This window comes from Stenotrophomonas sp. YJH_SMC_14-1 (assembly GCF_059372275.1).
Genome location: NZ_JCAFVK010000001.1, coordinates 14,378 through 38,464, shown reverse-complemented (window position 1 = coordinate 38,464; position 24,087 = coordinate 14,378). Strand labels below are relative to the sequence as shown.

Sequence of the window (24,087 nt, the reverse complement as noted above, 5' to 3'; positions counted from 1 at the left end):
TCCTATTTCGGGGGTATGAAACCGGTAGAGGCATGGGCCAGCACTAGTGCGTCGATGTTCGACAGCCGATTCAGCACGCCACCGCCGCGAACATTATGCTCAGGCGGGTGAAGGTCATGTTAACAGTCCCGTAACATGTGAAGTATCGCGCCCGACCCTCCACCGGTCCGACGTTGAAACCCTATACAGGATGATGAAAATCCGCAAGACCCTCACGCTGCAAGGGTTTGACGGGGTTTAAGTGCGGAATACCACATATTGCGCAACAGCTTGCTCCACCCGATTCAGCGTATCTGCTGAAACGTGAGGAACTCTATGATGGAGCCACGTACCCAGCCGGAGCCGAGATGAAAGCCGTCGCCCTGAGTCGTGAATCCGCCCCCGCCCTCTGCGATATCCACCTCCCCCCGCCGCTGCCTCCGGGTGGCCGCGACCTGCTGATCCGGGTCGAGGCCGTCTCGGTGAACCCGGTCGACGGCAAGCAGCGGGCGGCCACCGATCCGGCCACGCTCGAAGCACCCCGCGTACTCGGCTGGGACGCCGCCGGGGTGGTCGAAGCGATCGGCGAGGACGCCAGCCTGTTCGCGTCCGGCGACGAGGTCTACTACGCCGGTGATGTCACCCGGCCGGGCTGCAATGCGCAGTTCCATCTTGTGGACGAACGGCTGGTAGCGCGCAAGCCGACCACGCTCGACTTCGCCGAAGCGGCCGCACTGCCACTGACCACGCTCACCGCATGGGAACTGCTGTTCCAGCGCATGCCATTGCAGCTGGATGATCGCCGCCATGCCGGCCAGCACCTGCTGGTGATCGGCGGAGCAGGCGGTGTTGGATCGATGGCGATCCAGCTGGGCCGGCACGCCGGATTCGAGGTGATCGCCACCGCCTCGCGTGAGTCGTCGATCGACTGGTGCCGGCAGATGGGTGCCCAGCATGTAATCGACCACCGGCAGCCGCTGCTGCCCCAGCTGCAGGCATCGGGCATCGACGCAGTACAGGTCGCGCTCAACCTGGCCGACACCGACCATTACTGGGATGCGTTGGGTCAACTGCTGGCGCCACAGGGCCATGTCGGCCTCATCGTCGAACCGCGCGGCGCGCTGCGCATCGGTGATCCCTACAAGGCCAAGTGCATCGGCATCCACTGGGAGTTCATGTTCGCGCGTTCGCGCTTCGCCACGGCGGACCGCATCGAACAGCACCGCATCCTCAGCCGCGCGGCCAGCATGATCGACGCTGGCCAGCTGCGCGGCACCCTCAGCGAGACGCTGGGCGCGATCAATGCGGCGAATCTGGACATCGCGCATCAGCGCTTGGCCAGCGGGCGCACGGTGGGCAAGCTGGCGCTGGCCGGCTGGAGCGACTGAGCCAGGCTGGAACGCCGGTGCAGTGCCGGGCCATGTTCGGCTGGCGGTGCCAGGCAAAGCAGCCGAGCATGGCCCAGCTCCACAGAACGTCCCATACGCAGGATCGACGACTCCTGTAGCGGCGGATCGGCCGTCATCTGTATCTATGGGAGTGACTGAATCGGGATTACGGTGGAAACAGATCCCTCCCCTCTCCCCGAGCGCCGCCATGCCCACCGCCCTGCCCCTGCGTCTGCTGCAACTGATCATCGGCCTGTTCCTGTACGGCTTCGGCGCCTCGCTGATGATCCGTGCAGCGATCGGCGTGGCCCCCTGGGACGTGTTGTCGCAGGGCATCGCCGCACAGACGCCGCTATCGTTCGGCCTGGCCACCAATGTGATCGGTGCGCTGGTGCTGCTGCTGTGGTGGCCATTGCGACAGAAGCCGGGCGTCGGCACCGTGCTCAACGTGATGTTGATCGGTCCATCCGCGCAGTTCGGGCTGTGGTTGCTTCCCCCGGCGGTCGGCCTTGGCTGGCAGCTGGCGATGTTCTGCGCCGGCATGCTGCTGGTCGCCCTGGCCACCGGCCTGTACATCGGCGCCAAGCTCGGGCCCGGCCCGCGCGACGGCCTGATGACCGGCCTGCATGCCCGCACCGGCTGGCCGATCTGGAAGGTGCGCAGCCTGATCGAGGGCAGCGTGCTACTGCTGGGCTGGTGGCTCGGCGGCAATGTCGGTGTCGGCACCCTCGCCTTCGCCCTGCTGATCGGCCCACTGTGCGGGGTAACGCTGGGCTGGTTTGGGATTGGGCGTCCCCCGGTAGTGCCGGCCGCTGGCCGGCAACCGCAATCACCCTGAGCTGATCGGGATGCCGGCCAGCGGCCGGCACTACCGCGCCCGGAGTTCGGGGGCAGCGCCGCAGGCGCGGGGGGTAGAGGCCGATAAGTGGGGCCCGCGGTTCGCGCAGCGAAATGCGGGAGCGACAGCACGCATGTGCCGAGCGTACCCGGCCAGCGGCCGGCACTACCGCCCGCGCCCCTTGCCCCAGCCGCCGTTTCCCGGCACGCTTCGCGCTTCCGTACGCAAGCGTATCGATCATGTCGCCAGCCAACGAAAGCGCCTATCCCCACCTGTTCGCCCCGCTGGACCTGGGCTTCACCCAGCTGCGCAACCGCGTGCTGATGGGTTCGATGCACACCGGCCTGGAAGATCGCGCCCGCGACTTCCCGCGCCTGGCCGCCTACTTCGCCGAACGCGCCGAAGGTGGCGTCGGCCTGATCGTCACCGGTGGCTTCGCGCCGAACGTGGTCGGCTGGCTGAAGCCCTTTGGCGGAAAGCTGTCCTGGCCCTGGGAAGTACGCCCGCACCGGCAGCTCACCGCCGCCGCGCACCAGCACGGCGCGAAGATCTGCCTGCAGCTGCTGCATGCCGGCCGCTATGCCTACCATCCCCTGTCGGTGGCACCGTCGAAGCTGAAGGCGCCGATCAACCCGTTCACCCCCCGTGCGCTGTCGGCCAGCGGCGTCGAGCGGCATATCGCCGACTACGCACGCAGCGCAAAGCTGGCCCGTGAAGCCGGCTACGATGGCGTCGAAGTGATGGGCTCGGAGGGCTACCTCATCAACGAGTTCATCGCCCCGCGCACCAACAAGCGCTCCGACCGCTGGGGTGGCGACGCCAACCAACGCATGCGTTTTGCAGTGGAGATCGTGCGCCGCATCCGCGAGGCCTGCGGCCCGGACTTCATCATCATCTACCGCCTGTCGCTGGTGGATCTGGTTGACGACGGCAGCAACTGGGAAGAGATCGTGCAGCAGGCCCAGGCCATCGAGGCGGCTGGCGCGACGATCATCAATTCCGGCATCGGCTGGCACGAAGCGCGCATCCCGACCATTGCCACCTCGGTGCCGCGCGCCGCCTTCGCCGGTGTCACCGCCAAGCTCAAGCCGCATGTAACGGTGCCGCTGGTGGCGACCAACCGCATCAACATGCCCGACGTCGCCGAGCACATCCTCGCCAGCGGCGGCGCCGACATGGTGTCGCTGGCGCGCCCGCTGCTGGCCGACCCGCGATGGCCCAACAAGGCCCGCGCCGGCCGCGCCGAGGCGATCAACACCTGCATCGCCTGCAACCAGGCCTGCCTGGACCACGTGTTCGAGAACAAGCTGGCCAGCTGCCTGGTCAATCCGCGTGCCGCACACGAGACCGAGCTGGTCTACCGCCCGGCTGCCACGCCGAAAAAGGTGGCGGTGGTCGGCGCCGGTCCGGCCGGCCTGGCTTGCGCCACGGTGGCCGCCGAGCGCGGCCACCAGGTCACCCTGTTCGATGCCAACGACGAGATCGGTGGCCAGTTCAACGTGGCCAAGCGCATCCCCGGCAAGGAAGAGTTCCACGAGACCCTGCGCTATTTCCGCCACAAGCTGGCTGAAACCGGCGTGCAGCTACGCCTGGGCACGCGAGCAGACGCGGCCAGCCTGGCCGGCTTCGACGAGGTGGTGCTGGCCACCGGCATCACGCCGCGCAAGGTCGACTTCCCCGGCGCCAACCACGCCAAGGTGGTCAGCTACCTGGACGTGCTGCTGGGCCGGGTCGAAGTGGGCGCCAGTGCGGCGATCATCGGCGCCGGCGGCATCGGCTTCGATGTCGGCGAGTTCCTCAGCCACGCTGGTGAGTCCCCCTCGCTGGACCCACAGCGCTGGATGGCCGAATGGGGCGTGGACAGCACGTTCGAGGCCCGCGGCTCGCTGGCCAGGCCGCAGCCCGAGGCATCGCCGCGGCGGCTGTGGCTGCTGCAGCGCAGCCCGGGCAAGCCCGGCGCGCGGCTGGGCAAGACCACCGGCTGGATCCACCGCGCCACGCTGAAGGCCAAGGGCGTGCGCATGCTCGGCGGCGTCGAGTACCTGGGCGTGGACGACGAAGGCCTGCGCATCCGCGTGGAAGGCAGCGAACAGCTGCTGCCGGTCGATCATGTGGTGATCTGCGCCGGGCAGGAACCGAACCGCGCATTGCAGGCCGAGCTGCAGGCCGCCGGCATCAACGCGCAGCTGATCGGCGGTGCCGATGTAGCGGCCGAACTGGACGCCAAGCGGGCCATCGACCAGGGCAGCCGGGTGGCCGCCGCGCTCTGATGAGCGCATGAATGGGGGACGGAATGTGATTTCCGTCACCCCTCCGGAACCTGAATGTCAAGCCGGCCGGTTCACGATGCGTTCGGCTACGCCCCCCTACCTTGCGCCATCTTTCCGCTCACCAGCCAGTTTCCGGTGAGCCGGCGCAGCCCCCACGATCGGTACTGGTCGTTTCTTTTGGGGCTGCCCACGGGGCGGCCCCGATGGCCGCCTCCCCATGACGCCAAGTCGTACCCCGCATCCTGTCGCCCCCGCGACTGGAAGCGGAGAGTGCGGCCCATACGGAGCAAGGAGTTATATGAAACTGGCCTGGATTCTCTGGCTGTCGCAGTTGTTGCCGCAGCCGGCCGCTGATTCACTGTGTCTGAGCACCACCGTTTATCTGGAAGCCCGCGACCAGACCCTGCGCGGCCAGCAAGCCGTTGCCGAGGTCGCCCTGCGCCGCCTCGACAGTGGCCTGTGGGGCGACTCGATGTGCCAGGTGGTCACCGCGCGCAAGCAGTTCGCGCCGACCATCGTCTCCCCCGGCACCCAGCTGGGCAATGACGCGGCCTGGAGCGAGGCAATGAACGTGGCCTTCGACGCCGAGCGCAACTGGGCGCTGCCGGCCGGCGAGCGCCGCGAGATCGTGCCCGGTGCCAGCCACTTCGCCGCGTTGTCCATCGCCAGCCCGAACTGGCGCAACGCCTACCAGGTGGCCACCATCGGCGATCACACCTTCTATAAGGTGCAGAACCTCAAGCCGCGGCAGTCGTAACGATCCGTGCTGGCGGCAGCGTTGCCGCCCGCTGGCAGGCTCTGGGATAGTGGGCGTTTCCCGCCCGCATCACCTGGAGTTCCCATGAAGCTGTACAGCAAGCCCGGTGCCTGTTCCACCGCCGACCACATCGCCCTGCAGTGGACCGGCCAGCCGTTCGAGGTCGAACTGCTGAACAAGGACACCCTCAAGGGTCCGGAATTCCTCAAGATCAATCCGGCCGGCGCCGTTCCCGCGCTGGTCGATGGCGACTTCGTGCTGCTGCAGAACGCCGCGATCATGGGCTATATCGCCGACACCTACCCGCAGGCCGGCCTCGGCGGCGATGGCAGCGCGCGCCAGCGTGCCGAAGCTACCCGCTGGCTGGCCTTCGTCAATTCCGACGTGCATCCGGCCTTCTCGCCGCTGTTCGCACCGGGCAAGTTCATCGCCGACGAAAGCCAGTTCGATGCGATCCGCGCCGCCGCACACAAGCGCCTGCGTGGCCTGTTCGAGACCGCTGACAGGCAGCTGGCCGACAAGCCCTGGCTGGCCGGCTTCCGCAGTTTCGCCGACCCGTACTTCTACATCACCCTGCGTTGGGCCGCCGGCACCAAGGTCGACCTGTCGGGCCTGGACAACCTGGCCGCCTACAAGGCACGCATGGACGCCGATGCCGGCGTGCAGGCCGCACTGAAGGCCGAAGGCCTGGCCTGAGCCTGACCCGGGGTCGGATCCGTCTGCACAGCAGGCGGCTCTGACCCCACCGGCGCCATCACCACACTCAGCCGATCTGGCGGATCACTTCACCGTTGGCATCGCGCAGGTAGGTCGGAACCACTTCGATGCGCAGCGCTCCCGCCACCGGGTAGATGCCACGTTCGGCACGCACGCCCGCCAGGGCCTGCAGCCCCGTCTCGTCCAGCGCCCAGCGCGCGCTGTCGGCCGATACCTCGCCGGTTTCACCGCGCGCTGCCGGAATGAACTCCCACTGCCGCTCGCGGCTGGCCAGTTCCAGCGATCTGCCGTGGCGCAGGCGCAATGGCAGCAGCTCGCACACACTGGCCACCTGCCCGGCGCCGAGCACCAGGGTGGTGACCCCCGCCTCCTGCCGCCAATCCAGTGTCTCGATGAACAACATGCCGGTGCTGGAGCCCTCGCGCTCGCTGCCGGCCCGCACCTGTGCGGCGAGTGTCGGATCCTCCAACAGGTTGCCGCGATGCAGGTCGCTGATCCACAGCGGCATCGCCGGTTGCAGCGCCTGCAGCACGCCGCGCGTCGACCAACGCTTGACCGCTTCCATCTCCTCATCGGTCAGCCCGACCAGCTGCAGGAACTGCAGGTGGCCATTGGCGGTGTCGCGCGCAGGCAACTGCGGATCGGCGATGAAGGCCAGGTGGCACAGGCGCGTGCCGGTCTCCAGCGCGATCGGGCCGTTGGCGTTCAGATGGTGACCATCCTCGAACACGTTGCCGCTGCCAAACACGTAGCGCGCCAGGTTCTGCAGCAGGTTCATCGGCCACACCGGCGGGTTGCTGCCGGCGTGCTCACCGGCTTCAGCAGCCAGGCGGAAGGTCAGCTCGAAACCATAGCCGCTGGCGGCGGCATCGCTGCTCTCCTTGGTGTACAGCTCGGAGAAGCCGTAGGTGATGTAGTGCCAATGCGGTACCGGTGCATCCACCCAGTACACGCTGATGCCATCCAGTGGATCCTGGCCACCCAGCGTGTACGGCAACGCCGTACCGTAGTGACGGGGTTCCTGGCCGGCATACAGCGGCGCCAGCGCCGCATTGATCGCGTCCCAGCCTGGGGTGTCGCTGTCGTCGTGGTCGTCCTGCACGCGGGACTCCTTGTGGGGAAGTGAACCGATCACTTTACGCGGTGGCTCATGCCTGCACGACCTCGCCGCCACCATTGACCACGGCGGCCTGGGTTTCCTGCCACCAGCGCTGCGCCAGCGCCGGGCTGCGCGCCTTGCCCACCGCCGCCAGCAGTTCCGGGCACAGGCGTTCCAGTGCAAGTGCATCGGTGCAGCGTTCAATCTTCAACTGCATGAAGTAGCCCTTCAGGCCCAGGTGGCGCCGCACCGCCTCGCTCATCGCGTCGTACAGCTGCTGGTACAACGCCGGATCCTGTTCGCGGCCGGTGCTGATGCCACGTACCGGTGCCAGCTCGGCATTGCCACCGATCACTTCGATCAGGCCCTGCGCTTCCAGCTGCTCCAGTGCATCGGCCGGCGCGCGCAGGCCTTCGAACAGGCCACGCAGTTCGGTGTCATCGCGATGGCCGTCGACCATCAGCAGGATCGAACGCAGTGCCGCCGGCAGGCGCCGGCCACGGTCTTCGATTTCCTGACGGCCAGCAGCCGTCTTGGCGTGCAGCAATACCATTGCCTCCCCCTCCCTCGATGCACAATGCCGGCGCGCCCTGACGGGCACGCCCCCCTGTGTGCCATCCCCGGACGGCACGCGCCTTCCCCGGCGCGCGCCGCGTATTGCAGGTCGATGACAGGCCGAGCTTAGCGCAAGTGCCGCGGGTAGTGCCGGCCGCTGGCCGGCAACCTCGGGATTGAGGGGGGGGGCCGGCCAGTAGCCGGCACTACCGGATCAACGGCCCAGCGCGCGGCGGATCTCCTCCAGCGCGCTGGGGTCGTCCAGCGTCGACAGGTCACCCGGGTCGCGCTGTTCGGCCAGCGCCTGCAGCGAGCGCCGCAGCAGCTTGCCGGAGCGGGTCTTGGGCAGTGCATTGACCACGTGTACGTGCGCCGGGCGTGCGACCGCGCCGAGCGAGGTGGTCACCGTCGCCATCATCTCGGCCACCACCGGCGCCGGATCCTCGCCATCCAGGCCCTGCTTGAGGGTGACGAACACCAGCGGCACCTGCCCCTTCAGTTCATCCTTGACCCCGATCACGGCGGCCTCGGCCACCCGCGGATGGCTGGAAATGGCCTCCTCGATCTCGCGCGTGCCCAGACGGTGCCCGGCTACATTGATGACATCATCGGTGCGACCGAGGATGAAGGTGTAGCCATCGTCGTCGCGGATCGCCCAGTCCAGCGAGCTGTACAGCAGTTCCTTGAAGTGGCTGAAGTAGCTCTGCAGGAAGCGGCTGTCATCATTCCACACGGTGCTCATGCAACCCGGCGGCAGCGGTGGCGACACCACCAGCACGCCCTTCTGCCCCGGTGCGACTTCCTCGCCAGTGTTCTCGTCGATCACCTTCATCCGATAGCCGAGATTGGGGAACCCGGGCGAGCCGAAACGCACCGGCTTCATCTCCAGGCCCGGCAGCAGGGTCAGTGCCGGCCAGCCGGTTTCGGTCTGCCAGTAGTTGTCGATGATCGGCTTGCCGAGCGCTTCGCTGATCCAGTGCGCGGTCGGCTCGTCGAGCGGCTCGCCGGCCAGGAACAGGTACTTCAGCGCACGCAGGTCGTGGCGATGGATGAAGTCCGCGTCGTGCTTCTTCAGCACGCGGATGGCGGTGGGCGAGGAGAACATCGTGCGCACGTTGTACTGCTCGCACAGCGCCCACCAGATGCCGGGATCCGGATTGGTCGGCAGGCCTTCGTACAGCAGCGAGGTGCAGCCACCGATCAGCGGGCCGTACACATTGTAGGAGTGGCCCACCGCCCAGCCGACATCGGAGGTGGAGAACATCACCTGGCCCGGCTTGCAGTCGAACACGGTCTCCATCGACTGCGCCATCGCCACTGCATAGCCGCCCACATCGCGCTGCACGCCCTTCGGCTTGCCGGTGGTGCCGGAGGTGTACAGCAGGTAGCTCGGTTCGCTCGCTTCCAGCCACTGCACCGGCACATCCACTTCCCCGATCTGTGCATGCAGCGTGGCGTAGTCCACATCACGGCCCGGCACGCGGGGTTCGGCGGCATCCAGCCCGCGCGACACGATCAGCACATGCGGTGGCGGCGACGCCGCTTCGGCGCAGGCGGCGTCGACCATCGGCTTGTACGGAATCAGCTTGCCACCGCGCATACCGGCGTCGGCCGCGATCAGCAGCTTGGGCTTGGCATCGTCGATGCGCAGCGCCAGGTTGTGCGCGGCGAAGCCACCGAACACCACCGAGTGCACCGCACCGATGCGCGCGCAGGCCAGCATCGCAAACACCGCCTCGGCCATGTTCGGCATGTAGATCACCACGCGGTCACCGTGGCCGACACCGAGGTGCTTGAGTACCGCGGCGAAGTCGTTCACTTCGCGGTACAGCTGGCGATAGGTGATCTCGCGTGTGCTGTTGGTTTCGGTGGAGATGGCGACCAGCGCGAGCTGGTCGGCGCGCTCGGCCAGGTGGCGGTCGACGGCGTTGTAGCAGAGATTGGTTTCGCCGCCGACGAACCAGCGCCGGAACGGCGGGTTGCTGTAGTCGAGCACCTGCTGCGGCGGTTTATGCCAATGGATGCGCTTGGCTTCCTCGCCCCAGAAGGCCTCCGGCTCGTCGATCGAGCGACGGTAGGTTTCCTCGTAGTTCATGACGCAGCCCTCCCAGACAAAGTCATGGGTTCGAGGATAGTCCGGTGCTGCCGCGCGGGCCGCCCTACCTTGGTAGGGGGTGGGGTTTGTTATGCAGGGCTTGCAGCCCTGCACCTGCAGAAGCCGAAGCCAAAGCCAAAGCAACAGCAGAAGCTGGCTTACTGGGGGATGGCGGGGTGGATCCGGTGGCGGGAGACGCCGTAAACCCGTCCATGGGGGCTTGGCCACGGCATCCATGCCGCGGACACTCCCGCCACCGGACCCACCCCGCCTTCGACAGTTTCCTGCCATCTGTCGGAACGGCGGATTGCGCTGGTAGGTGTCGACCTTGGTCGACACGGTAGATCCACGCAATGCGTGGATGACTCATTCGATATCTGAAAGAAAAATCGTGTCGACCAAGGTCGACATCTACCAACAGCCGTGCGGAACAACGGCCGCAGTTACCAACAGCCGCGGGAATCTGTCAGAGGCGGGGCGGTGTGGGTGGGCAGGACCGTTGGCGCCATGGATGGCGCCATCGAGCCCCCATGGATGGGTTTACGGCGTGTCCTGCCCACCCATACCTCCCCGCCAACCCACGGACAGCCCGCTTTTGACGTTGATGTTGACGTTGATTCTGCAGGTGCAGGGCTGCAAGCCCTGCCGACCCCCTAGAACGGAGCCGCGGACTCGAACGCGAGCGCCTCGCCCGTCAGCGGATGCGTGAACCGCAGGCTGCACGCATGCAGATGCACGCGGTGCGCCGGTGCCGCGTCATACAGCACGTCGCCAACAATCGGATGGCCAATAGTGGCCATGTGCAACCGCAGCTGATGGCTGCGGCCAGTGATCGGTTCCAACGCCACGCGCGTGCGCCGCGCTTCAACATCGCGCACCAGCACGCGCCAGCGGGTCAACGCCGGCTTGCCGCATTCGTGATCGACCATCTGCTTCGGCCGGTTCGGCCAGTCAACGATCAACGGCAGGTCCACTTCACCGGAATCACCCTCGAGCAGCCCCTGCACCACCGCTTCATACCGCTTGCCAACCTGGCGCTGCTCGAACTGCATCGACAACGTCGCCTGCATGTCCTTGCCACGCGCATGCAGCAGCAGGCCGGAGGTCACCTGGTCCAGCCGGTGCACGGTCAACGCATCCGGATACAGCGCCTGCAGGCGCGCGACCACGCAGTCCTGGTTCTCGGCGCTGCGGCCGGGTACGGACAACAGGCCAGCCGGCTTCTCGGCCACCAGCAGTGCGTCATCGATGTAGTGCAGGTGGATCATGCGGTTCCAGGAGCTCCAAATGAAAACGGGGAAGCCGAAGCCTCCCCGTTTTCTGCGTACCAACCAACGGTCGGTACCTACCTTGATGGAAGACGTACCGGCCGGAGCCGGTACCGCCTGCATCAGCCCAGCAGGTGGGCGACGCCGGCGCGCTCTTCTTCCAGCTCGGCCAGGGTCTTGTCGATGTACTTCTGGCTGAAGTCGTCGATCGGCAGATCCTTGACCAGGGTGTACTTGCCGTTCTCGGTGGTCACCGCGAAGCCGAAGATCACGCCTTCCGGAATGCCGTAGGAACCGTCGGACGGCACGCCCATGGTGACCCACTTGCCGTTGCTGCCCAGCACCCAGTCACGCACGTGGTCGATCGCTGCGTTGGCGGCCGAAGCAGCCGAGGACGAGCCACGGGCTTCGATGATCGCCGCGCCGCGCTTGCCGACGGTCGGGATGAAGGTGTTGGCGTTCCACTCCTGGTCGTTGATCGCATCGGCGATCGACGCACCATCGGCGGTGGCGAAACGGTAGTCCGGGTACATGGTCGGGCTGTGGTTGCCCCACACCACCAGCTTCTCCATGCCACCGACCGGCTTGCCGAGCTTGGTCGACAGCTGGCTCAGCGCGCGGTTGTGGTCCAGGCGCAGCATGGCGGTGAAGTTTTCCGGCTTCAGGTCCGGGGCCGACTTCATCGCGATGTAGGCGTTGGTGTTGGCCGGGTTGCCGACCACCAGCACCTTCACGTCACGGCTGGCGACCTTGTTCAGCGCTGCACCCTGGGCGGTGAAGATCTTGGCGTTCTCCAGCAGCAGGTCCTTGCGCTCCATGCCCGGGCCGCGCGGACGTGCGCCGACCAGCAGGGCGATGTCGGCGTCCTTGAACGCGACTTCGGCGTCATCGGTGCCGACCATGCCGGCCAGCAGCGGGAAGGCACAGTCTTCCAGCTCCATCATCACGCCCTTCAGGGCGGCCTGGGCCTTGTCCACCGGCAGTTCCAGCAGCTGCAGGATGACCGGCTGGTCCTTGCCCAGCATTTCGCCGGAGGCGATGCGGAACAGCAGGGCATAACCGATCTGGCCGGCGGCGCCGGTCACGGCAACACGAACGGGTGCTTTCATGGGGGTTTCCTCTTGCTTGCAAGCGTTTGATGGGACGCCGCGGGCAGAGCCACGCAGGCCAGGCGGGCGGCGGGGAACAGGGAAACGGCCACCCATGGGTGGCCGTTTCGAAGGGGGATCAGGCGGCGAGGTGCTTGTTCCACTCCGCGACGCGGTCGGCCTGGGCGGCCAGCACGGCGTCGACGTCGCCTTCCAGGGTGATCGAATGGATCACGTCGCCCTGCTTGACCGAATCAACGATGGCCTGGCCTTCCAGGACCTTGCCGAAGACGGTGTGGCGGCCGTCCAGCCAGTCGGTCTTGATGTGGGTGATGAAGAACTGGCTGCCGTTGGTGTTCGGGCCGGCGTTGGCCATCGACAGCGAGCCGACCTCGTGCTTCACGCCGTTCTTCTCGTCTTCGAACTTGTAGCCCGGGCCGCCGGTGCCACGACCCTGCGGGCAGCCGCCCTGGATCATGAAGTCGGCGATCACGCGGTGGAAGATCAGGCCGTCATAGAAGCCGTGCTTGACCAGGTTCACGAAGTTGGCCACGGTCAGCGGCGCCTTGTCGGCGAACAGCTCGACCTTGATCGGGCCCTGGGTGGTGTCGAAAGTGGCGATGAGGGACATGAAGATCCTTGATGCAGAGGGGAACGCGTCTAGCCACCTAGTTTACACCTGCCTCGTGGCGGCGGCGGCTTCGACCATCGGTGAAGAACCCGGCTTCAGCCCATGGACGGGAAGCCGCGTCTCCGGGCGCTGGCGGCCCCGGCCGACGCGGCGGACAGCCAGCTGAATGGGCCCCGCGACGGATGTGAAATCCACCTTTTCGCGAATCGTCAAGTTCGACGTATAATGTTGGACTTCTTTTTCCAAATCCGGCGCCGACTGGCCCCCTTTCGTATGTCCATCGAAAATCTTCGCAACATCGCCATCGTCGCCCACGTCGACCATGGCAAGACCACCCTGGTCGACCAGCTGCTGAAGCAGTCCGGCACCCTGTCCGAGCGCACCGTCCTCGCCGAGCGCGTGATGGACAGCAACGACCAGGAAAAGGAACGCGGCATCACCATCCTGGCCAAGAACACCGCCATCACCTGGGAAGACAAGAAGACCGGCATCAAGAACCGGATCAACATCGTCGACACCCCCGGCCACGCCGACTTCGGTGGTGAGGTCGAGCGCGTGCTGTCGATGGTCGATACCGTGCTGATCCTGGTCGACGCGATGGACGGCCCGATGCCGCAGACCCGCTTCGTGACCCAGAAGGCCTTCGCGATGGGCTTCAAGCCGATCGTCGTGGTCAACAAGGTCGACCGTCCGGGCGCCCGTCCGGAATGGGTGATCGACCAGGTCTTCGACCTGTTCGACAAGCTCGGCGCCACCAACGAGCAGCTGGACTTCCCGATCGTCTACGCCTCGGGCCTGAACGGCTATGCCGGCCTGGAAGACACCGTGCGCGACGGCGACATGACCCCGCTGTACGAAGCGATCATGCAGCACGCGCCGAAGCCGGAAGTGGATCCGGAAGGCCCGTTCCAGATGCGCATCAGCCAGCTGGACTACAACAACTTCGTGGGCGTGATCGGCATCGGCCGCATCCAGCGCGGCACCCTGAAGAAGAACATGCAGGTCGCGGTCATCGACCGTGAAGGCAAGAAGCGCAACGGCAAGGTGCTGCAGGTGCTGGGCTTCATGGGCCTGGAGCGCATCGAGCAGGATTCGGCCGAGGCCGGCGACATCGTGGCCATCTCCGGCATCCAGGAGCTGACCATCTCCGACACCATCTGCGCACCGGACTTCCCGGAAGCGCTGCCGGCGCTGACCGTCGACGAGCCGACCATCTCGATGACCTTCCAGGTCAACAACTCGCCGTTCGCCGGCAACAAGGACCTGTCCGGTGGCAAGTTCCTGACCAGCCGCCAGATCAAGGACCGCCTGGACCGTGAAAAGGTCCACAACGTGGCCCTGAAGGTCGAGCAGCTGGAAGACGCCGACAAGTTCCTGGTCTCCGGCCGTGGCGAACTGCACCTGTCGGTGCTGATCGAGAACATGCGCCGCGAAGGCTACGAGCTGGCCGTGTCGCGCCCGGAAGTGATCATCAAGGAAATCGACGGCCAGCTGATGGAGCCGATCGAGCAGCTGGTGGTGGACATCGAAGAAATCCACCAGGGCGGCGTGATGGAAAAGCTGGGCACCCGCAAGGGCCAGCTGAAGAACATGGAATCGGACGGCAAGGGCCGCGTGCGCCTGGAGTACCAGATCCCGGCCCGTGGCCTGATCGGCTTCCAGAACGAGTTCAAGACCCTGACCCAGGGTTCGGGCCTGCTGTTCCACGTGTTCGACCACTACGGTCCGAAGGAACAGGGCGCGATTGCCAAGCGCATCAACGGCGTGATGATCGCCAATGCACCGGGCACCACGCCGGCCTACTCGCTGGGCCCGCTGCAGGAGCGCGGCAAGCTGTTCGCTGCTGAAGGCGACAACGTGTATGAAGGTCAGCTGGTCGGCATCCACTCCAAGGACAACGACCTGACCGTCAACGCGATCAAGACCAAGCCGCTGACCAACATGCGCGCTTCGGGCAAGGACGATGCGATCCAGCTGACCCCGGCGATCAAGTACTCGCTGGAACAGGCCCTGGACTTCATCGAAGACGACGAGCTGGTCGAGATCACTCCGAAGGAGATCCGCCTGCGCAAGAAGTTCCTGACCGAGAGCGATCGCAAGAAGGCTTCGCGCGGCGGCTGAGCCAGCACCCCGTGAACCAGAGCGGCTACAACCCGGATCCACACCGGCATCCGGGTCTGCACGTCATCGCCCTGCTCGAAGCGAGCAAGGCGATGCTGGCGCTGTTGGCCGCCACCGGGCTGGAAGTGCTCGGACCGCAGCCGCTGCGGCACGGCATCATGGCCCTGATCCGGCGTTTCAGCCTCGATCCGGACCATGGCACCCTGCCCTCGCTGCTGCACATGATCAGTCCCGACGCGGTCCACCTGGCCGCGGCGGGGATGATCGGCTACGGCCTGCTGCACCTGGTCGAAGCCTGGGGCCTGTGGCGGGCCAAGGCCTGGGCGTCCTGGCTGGGCTGCCTGACCGCCGCCCTGTACCTGCCTTTCGACATCTTCGCGATCATCCGCCATCCCGGCTGGCCGTCATGGACGATCCTGGCGATCAACCTGATCGTGGTCTACGTCCTCGCCCGCGACCTGCGCAAGCGCCACCGCTGAGCACCGGCTACACTGGGGATTGGAGCCGACCAAGCCGCCCCATGCGCCCGTCCTTGCCGCCTCTGCTGACCTGCCTGCTCGCCGCGCTGCCGGCGCTGCTTTCGGCTGGCTGCAGCCCGGCCACGCCCAGCGCGCATGCGGCCGAACCTGCGAGCCGCAACGTGCCGTTCCCGTACGCCGAAACCGATGTCGCCGACCTGCAGGCGCGGATGACTGCCGGAGATCTGGACAGCACCACCCTGACCCAGGCCTACCTGCAGCGTATCGCCGCCCTGGACCGCACCGGGCCCCGCCTGCGCGCGGTGATCGAGCTCAACCCCGACGCGCTGAAGGAAGCCGCCGCACGCGACCGCGAGCGCCGCGAAGGACGCCTGCGTGGGCCGCTGCATGGCATCCCCCTGCTGCTGAAGGACAACATCAACGCCGCACCGATGGTCACCAGTGCCGGCTCGCTGGCCCTGCAGGGCTTCCGTCCGGACGATGCCTACCTGGTACGCCGGCTGCGCGAGGCTGGCGCCGTAGTGCTGGGCAAGACCAACCTCAGCGAGTGGGCCAACTTCCGCGGCAATGACTCCATCTCCGGCTGGAGCGCTCGCGGCGGCCAGACCCGCAACCCCTACCGCATCAGCCATTCACCGTGCGGTTCCAGCAGCGGCAGCGCGGTGGCCGTGGCCGCCAACCTGGCCAGCGTGGCGATCGGCACCGAAACCGACGGCAGCATCGTCTGCCCGGCCGCGATCAACGGCGTGGTCGGTCTGAAGCCGACGGTCGGGCTGGTCAGTCGCGATGGCATCGTGCCGATCTCCTTCAGCCAGGACACCGCCGGCCCGATGACCCGCAGCGTCGCCGATGCTGCCGCCGTGCTGACTGCGATCGCCGGCCGCGATGACGCCGATCCCGCCACCGCGACCATGCCCGGCCGTGCGGTCTACGACTACACCGCGCGCCTGGACCCGCAGGGTCTGCGCGGCAAACGCATCGGTCTGCTGCAGACGCCGCTGCTGAAGTACCGCGGCATGCCGCCGCTGATCGATCAGGCAGCGACCGAGCTGCGTCGCGCCGGCGCCGTGGTGGTGCCGGTGGAGCTGCCCAACCAGGGCGCGTGGGCCGAGGCTGAGCGCACGCTGCTGCTGTACGAATTCAAGGCCGGGCTGGAGCGCTACTTCAGCACCCACCGCGCGCCACTGCGCAGCCTGGCCGAACTGATCGCCTTCAACCAGGCGCACAGCAAGCAGGAACTGGGCCTGTTCGGCCAGGAGCTGCTGGTGGAGGCCGATGCCACCACCGGCCTGGCAGACCCTGCCTACATCCGCGCGCGCAGTGATGCGCGCCGGTTGGCCGGTCCGGAAGGCATCGATGCAGCCCTCGCCGCCCATCAGCTCGATGCGCTGGTGGCGCCGACCACCGGTGTGGCGTGGCCGATCCGCAGCGATGGCGACGACTTCCCCGGCGAGAGCTACAGCGCCGCTGCCGTGGCCGGTTACCCCAGCCTGACCGTGCCGATGGGCCAGATCAACGGCCTTCCCGTCGGCCTGCTGTTCATGGGTACCGCCTGGAGCGAGCCGAAGCTGATCGAAATGGCCTACGCCTACGAGCAGCGCACCCGTGCGCGGCGGCCGCCACACTTTGATACCGATGCGCTGATCGACGCCGGCGAGCCCTGAGCTCCGGTGACGCCGCGACATCTTGCTTCCGGTAGTGCCGGCCGCTGGCCGGCAGCTCGATCGCTCCGGCGTTGCCGGCCAGCGGCCGGCACTACCGATCCTGTGGCTCCACCGGCACGATCGCGGCCTCACCATCTTCAGCACCTGGCGAACGCACATCCGAGGTGCGTGCACGTGGACCACGCGGCATATCCAGCTCGTCTTCGTGTTGCAGCCGCGCACGCACCTGCGGCAACGACTGCGGATGCTCACGTGCGAGGAAATCGAGCATGCGTTCGCGCACCAGGCAGCGAAGATCAAAGGCATCACCGGAACTGCGCGCGCTGACCAGCAGGCGCACCTGGATCGCGCGCTCGTTGGTTTCGGTCACCTGGGTTACGCAGACGCGCCCATCCCATAGCGCCTGGCCATGGCAGATGCGCTCCAGCTCGGCCCGGATCGCCGCGATCGGTGCCCGATAGTCCAGCCACAGAAACGCAGTGCCGAGCAGATCGGCACTGCGCCGCGTCCAGTTCTGGAACGGGTTCTCGATGAACCAGGTCAAGGGCACCACCATCCGCCGCTCATCCCAGATCCGCACCACCACGTAGCTGCTGCCGATCTCCTCGATGCGTCCCCACTCGCCTTCGACGATCACCACGTCGTCCAGGCGGATCGGCTGCGTCAGTGCGATCTGCAGGCCGGCGATGAGGTTGCCGAACACCGGTTTGGCGGCGATGCCCGCCACCAGCCCGATCAGGCCTGCCGACGCCAGCAGCGCCGTGCCGATCTTCTGCACCATCGGGAAGGTCAACAGCACCAGCGACGCACCGAGCACGATGATGCCGCCCATCAACACCCTGCTGAGCACGCGCGTCTGGGTCTGGATGCGGCGTGCCTCCAGGTTGTCGGAGACATCGATGGGATGGCTGCGCAGGATCGCACGCTCGCCCGCCGCCACCGCGCGTACCAGCAGCCAGACGAAGCAGGCCATCAATGCAATGTGGAGTCCGTGCTGCAGATGGCCCAGCAACGGATCCTGCAGCGGCGTCGCCTGCAAGGCGGGAATCAGCAGCAGCAGCGGCCACGCGGTAGCCAGCGGCAACCCGAGTACTCGACCGATACGCGCACGTCGGCGATCACGCCCTTTCAGCCGGTGATAGATCCACAGGATCAGCCACGCGCCTATGCCGCCCACCACTACGGCCAATCCCAACGGCCATGCGTAGGCCTGTGCGCTCTGCCAGTGCACCGTTGCCACCTCCAGTCGAACAACCAGGTGGACAGCCTCGCGCATGGCGCATGAGCGTCACGTCAGCCGTTCGTAAGCAGGGTGTTGGTCGGGAGGGCTTGCAGCCCTGCACCTGCTGCGTGCTGCGGCAACAGCAACAGCCGAAGCAGAAGCGGGTTTCCTGTGGGATGGCGGGGTGGGTCCGGTTGCGGGGGGCGCTGCAAGTCCCCTCCGGGGCTCGGCCCAGCCGCCGGCGGCTGTGCGTTCGGGCGCTTGCGAAGCGGTGCTTCGCAAGCAAAGCGCCCTCACCCATGTAAGCTCGGTCGCCGCTTGCTCGTGTGCGCAGTCCTGCGCACACGGCAAGACCGGGGTTGGGCGTCCTGCCCAACCCGCCCGAGGCATGCCTCGGGCCAATGCGGCTCACGCCCCCGCAACCGGACCCACCCCGCCTTCGACAGTTTTCTGCGATCTGTCGGAACCTGCTGCTGATGGTGGGTGCCGAGCGTTGGTCGGCACGGGGTCGGAGCCCATTTTGAATACTGCTATCTGACAGAAAAATCGTGTCGACCAACGGTCGACACCTACCAACAGGCGCGCATGCCAATCGCCGCAGTTACCAGTAGATCCACGCCATGCGTGGATGATTCATTCGACATCTGACAGATGTGCCGACCAACGGTCGGCACCCACCAATAGCGACCCGAACCTGTCGAAGGTAGGGCGGTGTCGGAGTGCGGGGTGTCAGCCGCATGGATGGGGCTGCCAAGCTTACAGGGAGGTACGTCCAGCGACCCCGCACTCCGACCCCGCCCCGCCAGCCCATGGAATGCATGCTGTTGCCGCTGCTTCGGCTTCGGCTTTTGCCGTTGACGTTGATTGCAGCAGGTGCAGGGCTGCAAGCCCTGCCGAAAACCCCTTACCGCACCTGCTCCTGCTTGCGCACGATCGCCATCGCGATCTCCAGCGACTGCTCATAATTCAACCGCGGGTCCACCGTTGAGCGATACGCACGCTCCAGGTCACGCTCGGTCAGTTCGCGCGCACCACCGGTGCATTCGGTCACGTCCTCGCCGGTCAGCTCCAGGTGCACGCCACCCAGGCGCGTGCCCGCGGCCGCATGCAGATCAAACGACATCTCCACTTCGCCACGCACGTTGTCGAAGCGACGCGTCTTGAAGCCATTGGCAGTGCTTTCGGTGTTGCCATGCATCGCATCGCACACCCACAGCACGCGGCGGCCATCACGCTTGACGGCATCCAGCAGCGGCGGCAGCTTCTCGGCGATCTGCGCCGCACCCATGCGATGGATGAAGCTCAGTCGACCCGGTTCGTCGTGCGGGTTGAGCACATCGATCAGGCGCAGCAGCTGGTCCGGCGTCACCGACGGGCCGACCTTGATCGCAATCGGATTGCGCACGCCACGCAGGTATTCCACGTGCGCGCCATCGAGCGCAGCCGTGCGCATGCCGATCCACGGGTAATGCGTGCTCAGGTTCAACCAGCCCTGCTGGCGCGGCACCTGGCGGGTCAGCGCCTGCTCGTAGGGCAGCAGCAGCGCTTCATGCGAGGTGTAGAAGTCGATGCGGTTGAGGTTGTGCACGCGGGCCCCGGCCAGGGTCTCCATGAAGTGCACCGCATCGCCGATCGAGGCCACCATCTTCTGGTACTCGGCCGCCAGCGGCGAGTGGCTTACCCACTCCAGGTTCCAGTATTCGGGGTGGTGCAGGTCAGCGAAACCACCGTCGATCAGCGCACGCACGAAGTTCATCGTCATCGCCGAATGCGCGTGGGCCTGCAGCATCCGCTTCGGGTCCGGCAGACGCGCTGCTTCAGTGAAAGCGGGGGCGTTGATCACATCGCCGCGGTAGCTCGGCAGGGTCACGCCGTCGCGGGTCTCGGTATCGGCCGAACGCGGCTTGGCGTACTGGCCGGCAAAGCGGCCAACGCGGATCACCGGCTGGCGCAGGCCGTGCACCAGCACCAGGCTCATCTGCAGCAGGACCTTCAGCCGGTTGGAGATGGTGCCCGATTCGCAGTCGCTGAAGTTCTCGGCGCAGTCGCCGCCCTGCAGCAGGAAGCGCTTGCCTTCCTGGGCCTCGGCCAGCTGCTGCTTCAGCGCCAGGATCTCCCATGAGGTGACCAGCGGTGGCAGCCGCTTAAGCTCGTGCAGGGCCGCCTCCAGGGCTACCGGGTCGGGATAGGTCGGCATCTGCAGCGCGGTCTTGCCCCGCCAGCTCTCCGGCGACCAGGCAGCGGCGGTCGCGGCGGGATCGGGCACAGGCGGAACGGCGGACAGGCTCATTGCAGACTTCCGGGATGGGGGGCGGTCATGGTCGCAGAGCCGGCCGCTGACGCAAAGGGCCGGTCCGGCCTACCGGCTCGCCTGAACGGCAGAGAAAGGCCGACGCCAGCGGCCAGATCCTGCATGGTCAGCCGCCCGGGACAGGCGCATGATTTGTTACGGAGTAACACTTCAATGTCATGGACCGGCCCCTTCCACATCCAGCCGCCACCTCTCCCACCATGAAGCCCTCGCCCCTCGCTACCGGCATCACCTTCGCCCTGGCTCTGGCCAGCCTGCCCGCCTTCGCCTCGGCAGCCGACGCCCCCGCTTCGTCCGTCAAGGATCTGGATGCGGTCACCGTCCACGCCCAGCTCGACCAGGCCCGCAACACGCTGTCGCCGGACATCGGCAGCAGCCAGTACCAGATCACCGCCGAGGACATCCAGAAGCAGCCGCTGGGTGCCTCCGCGCCACTCAGCCAGGTACTGCTGCAGGCCCCTGGCATGGTCCAGGACTCCTATGGCGGCGTGCATGTGCGTGGCGACCACGCCAACCTGCAGTACCGCATCAACGGCGTGCTGCTGCCCGAATCGATCTCCGGCTTCGGCCAGACCCTGGACGCGCGCACCATCAAGAGCATCCGCCTGATGGACGGCGCACTGCCGGCGCAGTTCGGCGAGCGCACCGCAGCGGTGGTCGACATCACCACCCGCAACGGTGCCGGGCTGGGCAATGGCGGCAGCGCGGGGCTGACCACCGGCTCGTTCGGCAAGATCAATCCGAACGCCTCGTGGTGGGGCAGCCAGGGGCGCTGGAGCTGGTTCCTGACCGGCAATTACGACCAGAACGAGGTCGGCCTGGAGAACCCCACCAACTCACGCAAGCCGCTGCACGACGACACCCACCAGGGCAAGGCCTTCGCCGACCTGACCTACCTGGTCAATGACAACACCCGCCTGAGCGTGTTCGCCGGTTTCGCCAACAACCGCTTCCAGATCCCGGTCAACCCCGGGCAGACCCCACAGTTCGGTTATCTGGACACCACCACCTTCGACTCCAGCCAGCTGGATGAGACCCAGCGCGAGACCACCCGCTTCGGCATGCTGGTGCTGCAGGGCACGCTGGGCGGCACCGCGTACCAGCTATCGGCCGGACAGCGCTACAGCGACGTGGCGTTCAACCCGGACGTGGTGGGCGACCTGGTGTTCAGTGGCGTCGCCTCGCAGGTCCAGCGCAGCAACCGCGCCAACACCCTGCAGGCCGACTTCTCAACGCCGTTGGGCAACGACCACACGCTGCGCTATGGCCTGTACGGCAATTACGAGAACGCGCGGGCCAGCAGCAACAGCTGGGTGTTCCCGGTTGATGACGGCGGCCAGCAGTCCGGCACGACACCGCTGTTGATCCCCGACCGCAGCGCGTTCCACGCCAGTACGCTGGCACTGTACGTACAGGACGAGTGGAAGATCGGCGACGACTGGACCGTGAACTACGGCCTGCGTGGCGACCGCTACAAGGCCTTCGGCCGCACCGAAGGCCAGCTCAGCCCGCGCGTGGGCGTGGTCTGGAATGCCAGCGACAGCACCACCGTGCACGCCGGCTATTCGCGCTACTTCACGCCACCGGCCAGCGAGTTGATTGCCAGCAGCGACATCGCGCTGTACGACGGCACCACCAACCAGCAGCCCAGCGGCGGCAACAACACGCCGCTGGCCGAGCGCAGCGACTACTACGACATCGGCGTCTCGCAGCAACTGGGCGAGCACCTGACCCTGGGCCTGGACGCGTATGACCGACGCGTCGCACGCCTGCAGGACGAAGGCCAGTTCGGCGCCGCCTACATCTACTCGACGTTCAACTATCGCCGTGGCCACATCCGTGGACTGGAGTTCAGTGCCGACTACAGCAACGGCCCGTTCAGCGCCTACTTCAACGCGGCGTACAACAAGGCCATCGGCACCCAGGTGATCACCAGCCAGTACAACCTCGATCCGGACGCGCTGGCCTATGTGGCCGACCACTGGATCCACCTCGACCACGACCAGAAACTGACCTCATCGGGTGGCTTCAGCTACGCCTTTGCCGGACACAACCGGATCGGTGCCAACTACGTGTTCGGCAGCGGCCTGCGTTCGGACATCGAGGGCGTACCCAACGGCGGCGAGCTGCCGTCGTACCTGCAGGTGAACCTCAGCGCCGGGCACGACTTCAATGCCGACAGCGGCCATCCGTTGCACGTCCAACTGGCCGTGATCAACGCACTGGATCGCAGCTACCAGCTGCGCGACGGTGGCGGTGTCGGCGTCTTCGCCCCGCAGTGGGGACCGCGCCGAGGTGCTTACCTGAGCCTGCAGCAGGACTTCTGAGGTAGTGCCGGCCGCTGGCCGGCATCCTCACGGTGTGCCGGCCAGCGGCCGGCACTACCCTTCGTCAACGATTGGGGTCAGAGCCCTTTGCGATGCCAAGGGACCCGACCCCGTTTCGCTTTCAGCGCTTGACCTTGCCCAGCGACACCACGAGCGCCCACAACGCCAGCAGCACGAACCACACGCCCGACCACATCGGCATGGTCAGGCCCAGGAAGGTCCAGTCGATGTTGCCGCAGTTGCCGGTACCGGTCAGTACCGTGCGGAATACTTCCAGCGGTCCCATGGTCTCGCTCAGGAACGCCAGCGGCGGGCCACAGGTGGAGCCCATTTCCGGCGGCAGCATCTGCACGTAGACGTGGCGCGCGGCGATGCCGGCACCCACTGCGGCGGCAATGAACGCCAGCACGCCATAGGTCGCGCGTCCCGGGCGGTTGGAGGGCCCGTGCAGCGCACCGATCAGGAACAGCAGGCCGAGCGCGGCAAAGGCCAGGCGCTGGAAGATGCACAGCGGACACGGCTCCAGGCCCATCTTCAACTGCAGGAAGATCGCGTAGCCAAGCAGGCCCGCGCAGATCAGGAAGCCCAGCAAGAACTGGGCGCGGAAGGGCCAGCGCAGTGGATTCATCGTCAACGCTCAAATGGATCAGGCGCCAAGCGTAACCGAGAGTGCGTGCCATTCGAACCGCCACAGGTGACGCCTGTCGGAACGGTGCGGGTCAGATCCCAGTGCGAATGCAAAGGGCTCTGGCCTGCGGTGCTGCCTGCCCGGGGTCAGGGCCCTTTCCTGCGGAAAGGGATCCGAGCCCTGGAAACGCAAAAGCCCGGCAGAGGCCGGGCTTTCGCTGTGTCGCGTTGGAGCGGTCCGATTACTCGGCCACTTCCTCGGCCACGACCGGACGGTCAACCAGCTCAACGTAGGCCATCGGCGCGTTGTCGCCGGCGCGGAAGCCGCACTTCAGCAGGCGCAGGTAGCCGCCCGGACGGTTCGCGTAGCGCGGGCCCAGGATGGTGAACAGGTTGCCCACGGCTTCGTTGTCGCGCAGGCGGGCGAAGGCCAGACGGCGGTTGGCGACGGAGTCGACCTTGGCCAGGGTGATCAGCGGCTCGGCAACGCGGCGCAGTTCCTTGGCCTTCGGCAGGGTGGTCTTGATCAGCTCGTGCTTGAACAGCGAGGCGGCCATGTTCTTGAACATCGCTTCGCGGTGGGCGCTGGTGCGGCTGAACTTACGGCCAGACTTCTGGTGACGCATGGTGATATTCCTTGGTTAATGATGT

The 24,087-nt window shown here is 66.6% G+C and carries 19 protein-coding genes; 9 read left to right on the top strand and 10 right to left on the bottom strand.

Annotation, left to right across the window (positions count from 1 at the left end; all coding sequences use genetic code 11):
- Positions 1-347: 347 nt before the first annotated feature.
- The 5 genes from AC5P9P_RS00230 to AC5P9P_RS00210 all read left to right on the top strand — a co-directional run bounded on the left by AC5P9P_RS00230 (position 348) and on the right by AC5P9P_RS00210 (position 5,928).
- On the top strand, positions 348-1,367 hold the full coding sequence (locus AC5P9P_RS00230) for a zinc-binding alcohol dehydrogenase family protein (RefSeq protein WP_049454674.1): 1,020 nt from the start codon (positions 348-350) through the stop codon (positions 1,365-1,367).
- Between the two features lie 208 nt (positions 1,368-1,575).
- Positions 1,576-2,205, top strand: a complete 630-nt coding sequence (gene yczE / locus AC5P9P_RS00225; RefSeq protein ID WP_005408232.1) for a membrane protein YczE — start codon at positions 1,576-1,578, stop codon at positions 2,203-2,205.
- 239 nt (positions 2,206-2,444) lie between these two features.
- Entirely contained in the window at positions 2,445-4,475 is a 2,031-nt protein-coding gene (locus AC5P9P_RS00220; protein WP_049433058.1) for an NADPH-dependent 2,4-dienoyl-CoA reductase, read from the top strand.
- A gap of 298 nt (positions 4,476-4,773) precedes the next feature.
- Positions 4,774-5,232 carry a cell wall hydrolase gene (locus tag AC5P9P_RS00215; protein WP_004154513.1) on the top strand — a complete coding sequence of 153 codons (459 nt, stop codon included), beginning with the start codon at positions 4,774-4,776 and terminating at the stop codon, positions 5,230-5,232.
- 84 nt (positions 5,233-5,316) lie between these two features.
- A complete protein-coding gene (locus AC5P9P_RS00210) occupies positions 5,317-5,928 on the top strand; it encodes a glutathione S-transferase N-terminal domain-containing protein (protein ID WP_005408230.1) in 612 nt (203 codons plus the stop codon).
- Positions 5,929-5,995: 67 nt separating this feature from the next.
- Here the strand turns inward: AC5P9P_RS00210 and AC5P9P_RS00205 are convergent, their stop codons facing one another.
- The 6 genes from AC5P9P_RS00205 to AC5P9P_RS00180 form a co-directional block, all read right to left on the bottom strand.
- Positions 5,996-7,051 (bottom strand): suppressor of fused domain protein, encoded by a 1,056-nt coding sequence (locus AC5P9P_RS00205; protein WP_049403835.1) that lies wholly within the window; start codon positions 7,049-7,051, stop codon positions 5,996-5,998.
- A gap of 46 nt (positions 7,052-7,097) precedes the next feature.
- Positions 7,098-7,601, bottom strand: coding sequence for a hypothetical protein (locus AC5P9P_RS00200; RefSeq protein ID WP_495232552.1), 504 nt, complete (start codon positions 7,599-7,601; stop codon positions 7,098-7,100).
- A 216-nt stretch (positions 7,602-7,817) separates the two neighbouring features.
- Positions 7,818-9,698, bottom strand: a complete 1,881-nt coding sequence (prpE, locus tag AC5P9P_RS00195) for a propionate--CoA ligase (protein ID WP_005408227.1) — start codon at positions 9,696-9,698, stop codon at positions 7,818-7,820.
- Between the two features lie 653 nt (positions 9,699-10,351).
- Complete coding sequence (locus tag AC5P9P_RS00190) at positions 10,352-10,966, bottom strand: RluA family pseudouridine synthase (protein ID WP_445949992.1); 615 nt, start codon at positions 10,964-10,966, stop codon at positions 10,352-10,354.
- Positions 10,967-11,088: 122 nt separating this feature from the next.
- Positions 11,089-12,075 carry a malate dehydrogenase gene (locus AC5P9P_RS00185; RefSeq protein ID WP_004153634.1) on the bottom strand — a complete coding sequence of 329 codons (987 nt, stop codon included), beginning with the start codon at positions 12,073-12,075 and terminating at the stop codon, positions 11,089-11,091.
- A 118-nt stretch (positions 12,076-12,193) separates the two neighbouring features.
- The gene (locus AC5P9P_RS00180; RefSeq protein ID WP_005408225.1) at positions 12,194-12,685 is read right to left on the bottom strand and encodes a peptidylprolyl isomerase; all 492 of its coding nucleotides are present in this window, start codon (positions 12,683-12,685) and stop codon (positions 12,194-12,196) included.
- Positions 12,686-12,958: 273 nt separating this feature from the next.
- Here AC5P9P_RS00180 and typA point away from each other — a divergent pair, with 273 nt between their 5' ends.
- Genes typA through AC5P9P_RS00165 form a run of 3 tightly spaced genes read left to right on the top strand, consistent with a single transcriptional unit; the run spans position 12,959 to position 16,949 of the window.
- Positions 12,959-14,806, top strand: coding sequence for a translational GTPase TypA (typA, locus tag AC5P9P_RS00175; protein ID WP_005412346.1), 1,848 nt, complete (start codon positions 12,959-12,961; stop codon positions 14,804-14,806).
- Positions 14,807-14,817: 11 nt separating this feature from the next.
- Positions 14,818-15,285 carry a DUF2127 domain-containing protein gene (locus AC5P9P_RS00170; protein ID WP_005408223.1) on the top strand — a complete coding sequence of 156 codons (468 nt, stop codon included), beginning with the start codon at positions 14,818-14,820 and terminating at the stop codon, positions 15,283-15,285.
- 41 nt (positions 15,286-15,326) lie between these two features.
- A complete protein-coding gene (locus tag AC5P9P_RS00165; RefSeq protein WP_049403833.1) occupies positions 15,327-16,949 on the top strand; it encodes an amidase in 1,623 nt (540 codons plus the stop codon).
- Positions 16,950-17,040: 91 nt separating this feature from the next.
- On the opposite strand, the gene AC5P9P_RS00160 is transcribed toward AC5P9P_RS00165, so the two are convergent.
- A complete protein-coding gene (locus AC5P9P_RS00160; protein WP_032966454.1) occupies positions 17,041-18,225 on the bottom strand; it encodes a mechanosensitive ion channel family protein in 1,185 nt (394 codons plus the stop codon).
- Positions 18,226-19,075: 850 nt separating this feature from the next.
- The gene (locus AC5P9P_RS00155; protein WP_033835443.1) at positions 19,076-20,461 is read right to left on the bottom strand and encodes a class II 3-deoxy-7-phosphoheptulonate synthase; all 1,386 of its coding nucleotides are present in this window, start codon (positions 20,459-20,461) and stop codon (positions 19,076-19,078) included.
- A 221-nt stretch (positions 20,462-20,682) separates the two neighbouring features.
- On the opposite strand from AC5P9P_RS00155, the gene AC5P9P_RS00150 reads away from it, so the two are divergent.
- Positions 20,683-22,809 carry a TonB-dependent receptor gene (locus tag AC5P9P_RS00150; protein WP_049403831.1) on the top strand — a complete coding sequence of 709 codons (2,127 nt, stop codon included), beginning with the start codon at positions 20,683-20,685 and terminating at the stop codon, positions 22,807-22,809.
- 121 nt (positions 22,810-22,930) lie between these two features.
- Here the strand turns inward: AC5P9P_RS00150 and AC5P9P_RS00145 are convergent, their stop codons facing one another.
- Complete coding sequence (locus AC5P9P_RS00145; RefSeq protein ID WP_005412342.1) at positions 22,931-23,437, bottom strand: disulfide bond formation protein B; 507 nt, start codon at positions 23,435-23,437, stop codon at positions 22,931-22,933.
- 241 nt (positions 23,438-23,678) lie between these two features.
- Complete coding sequence (gene rplQ / locus AC5P9P_RS00140) at positions 23,679-24,062, bottom strand: 50S ribosomal protein L17 (RefSeq protein ID WP_005408217.1); 384 nt, start codon at positions 24,060-24,062, stop codon at positions 23,679-23,681.
- Positions 24,063-24,087 lie beyond the last annotated feature (25 nt).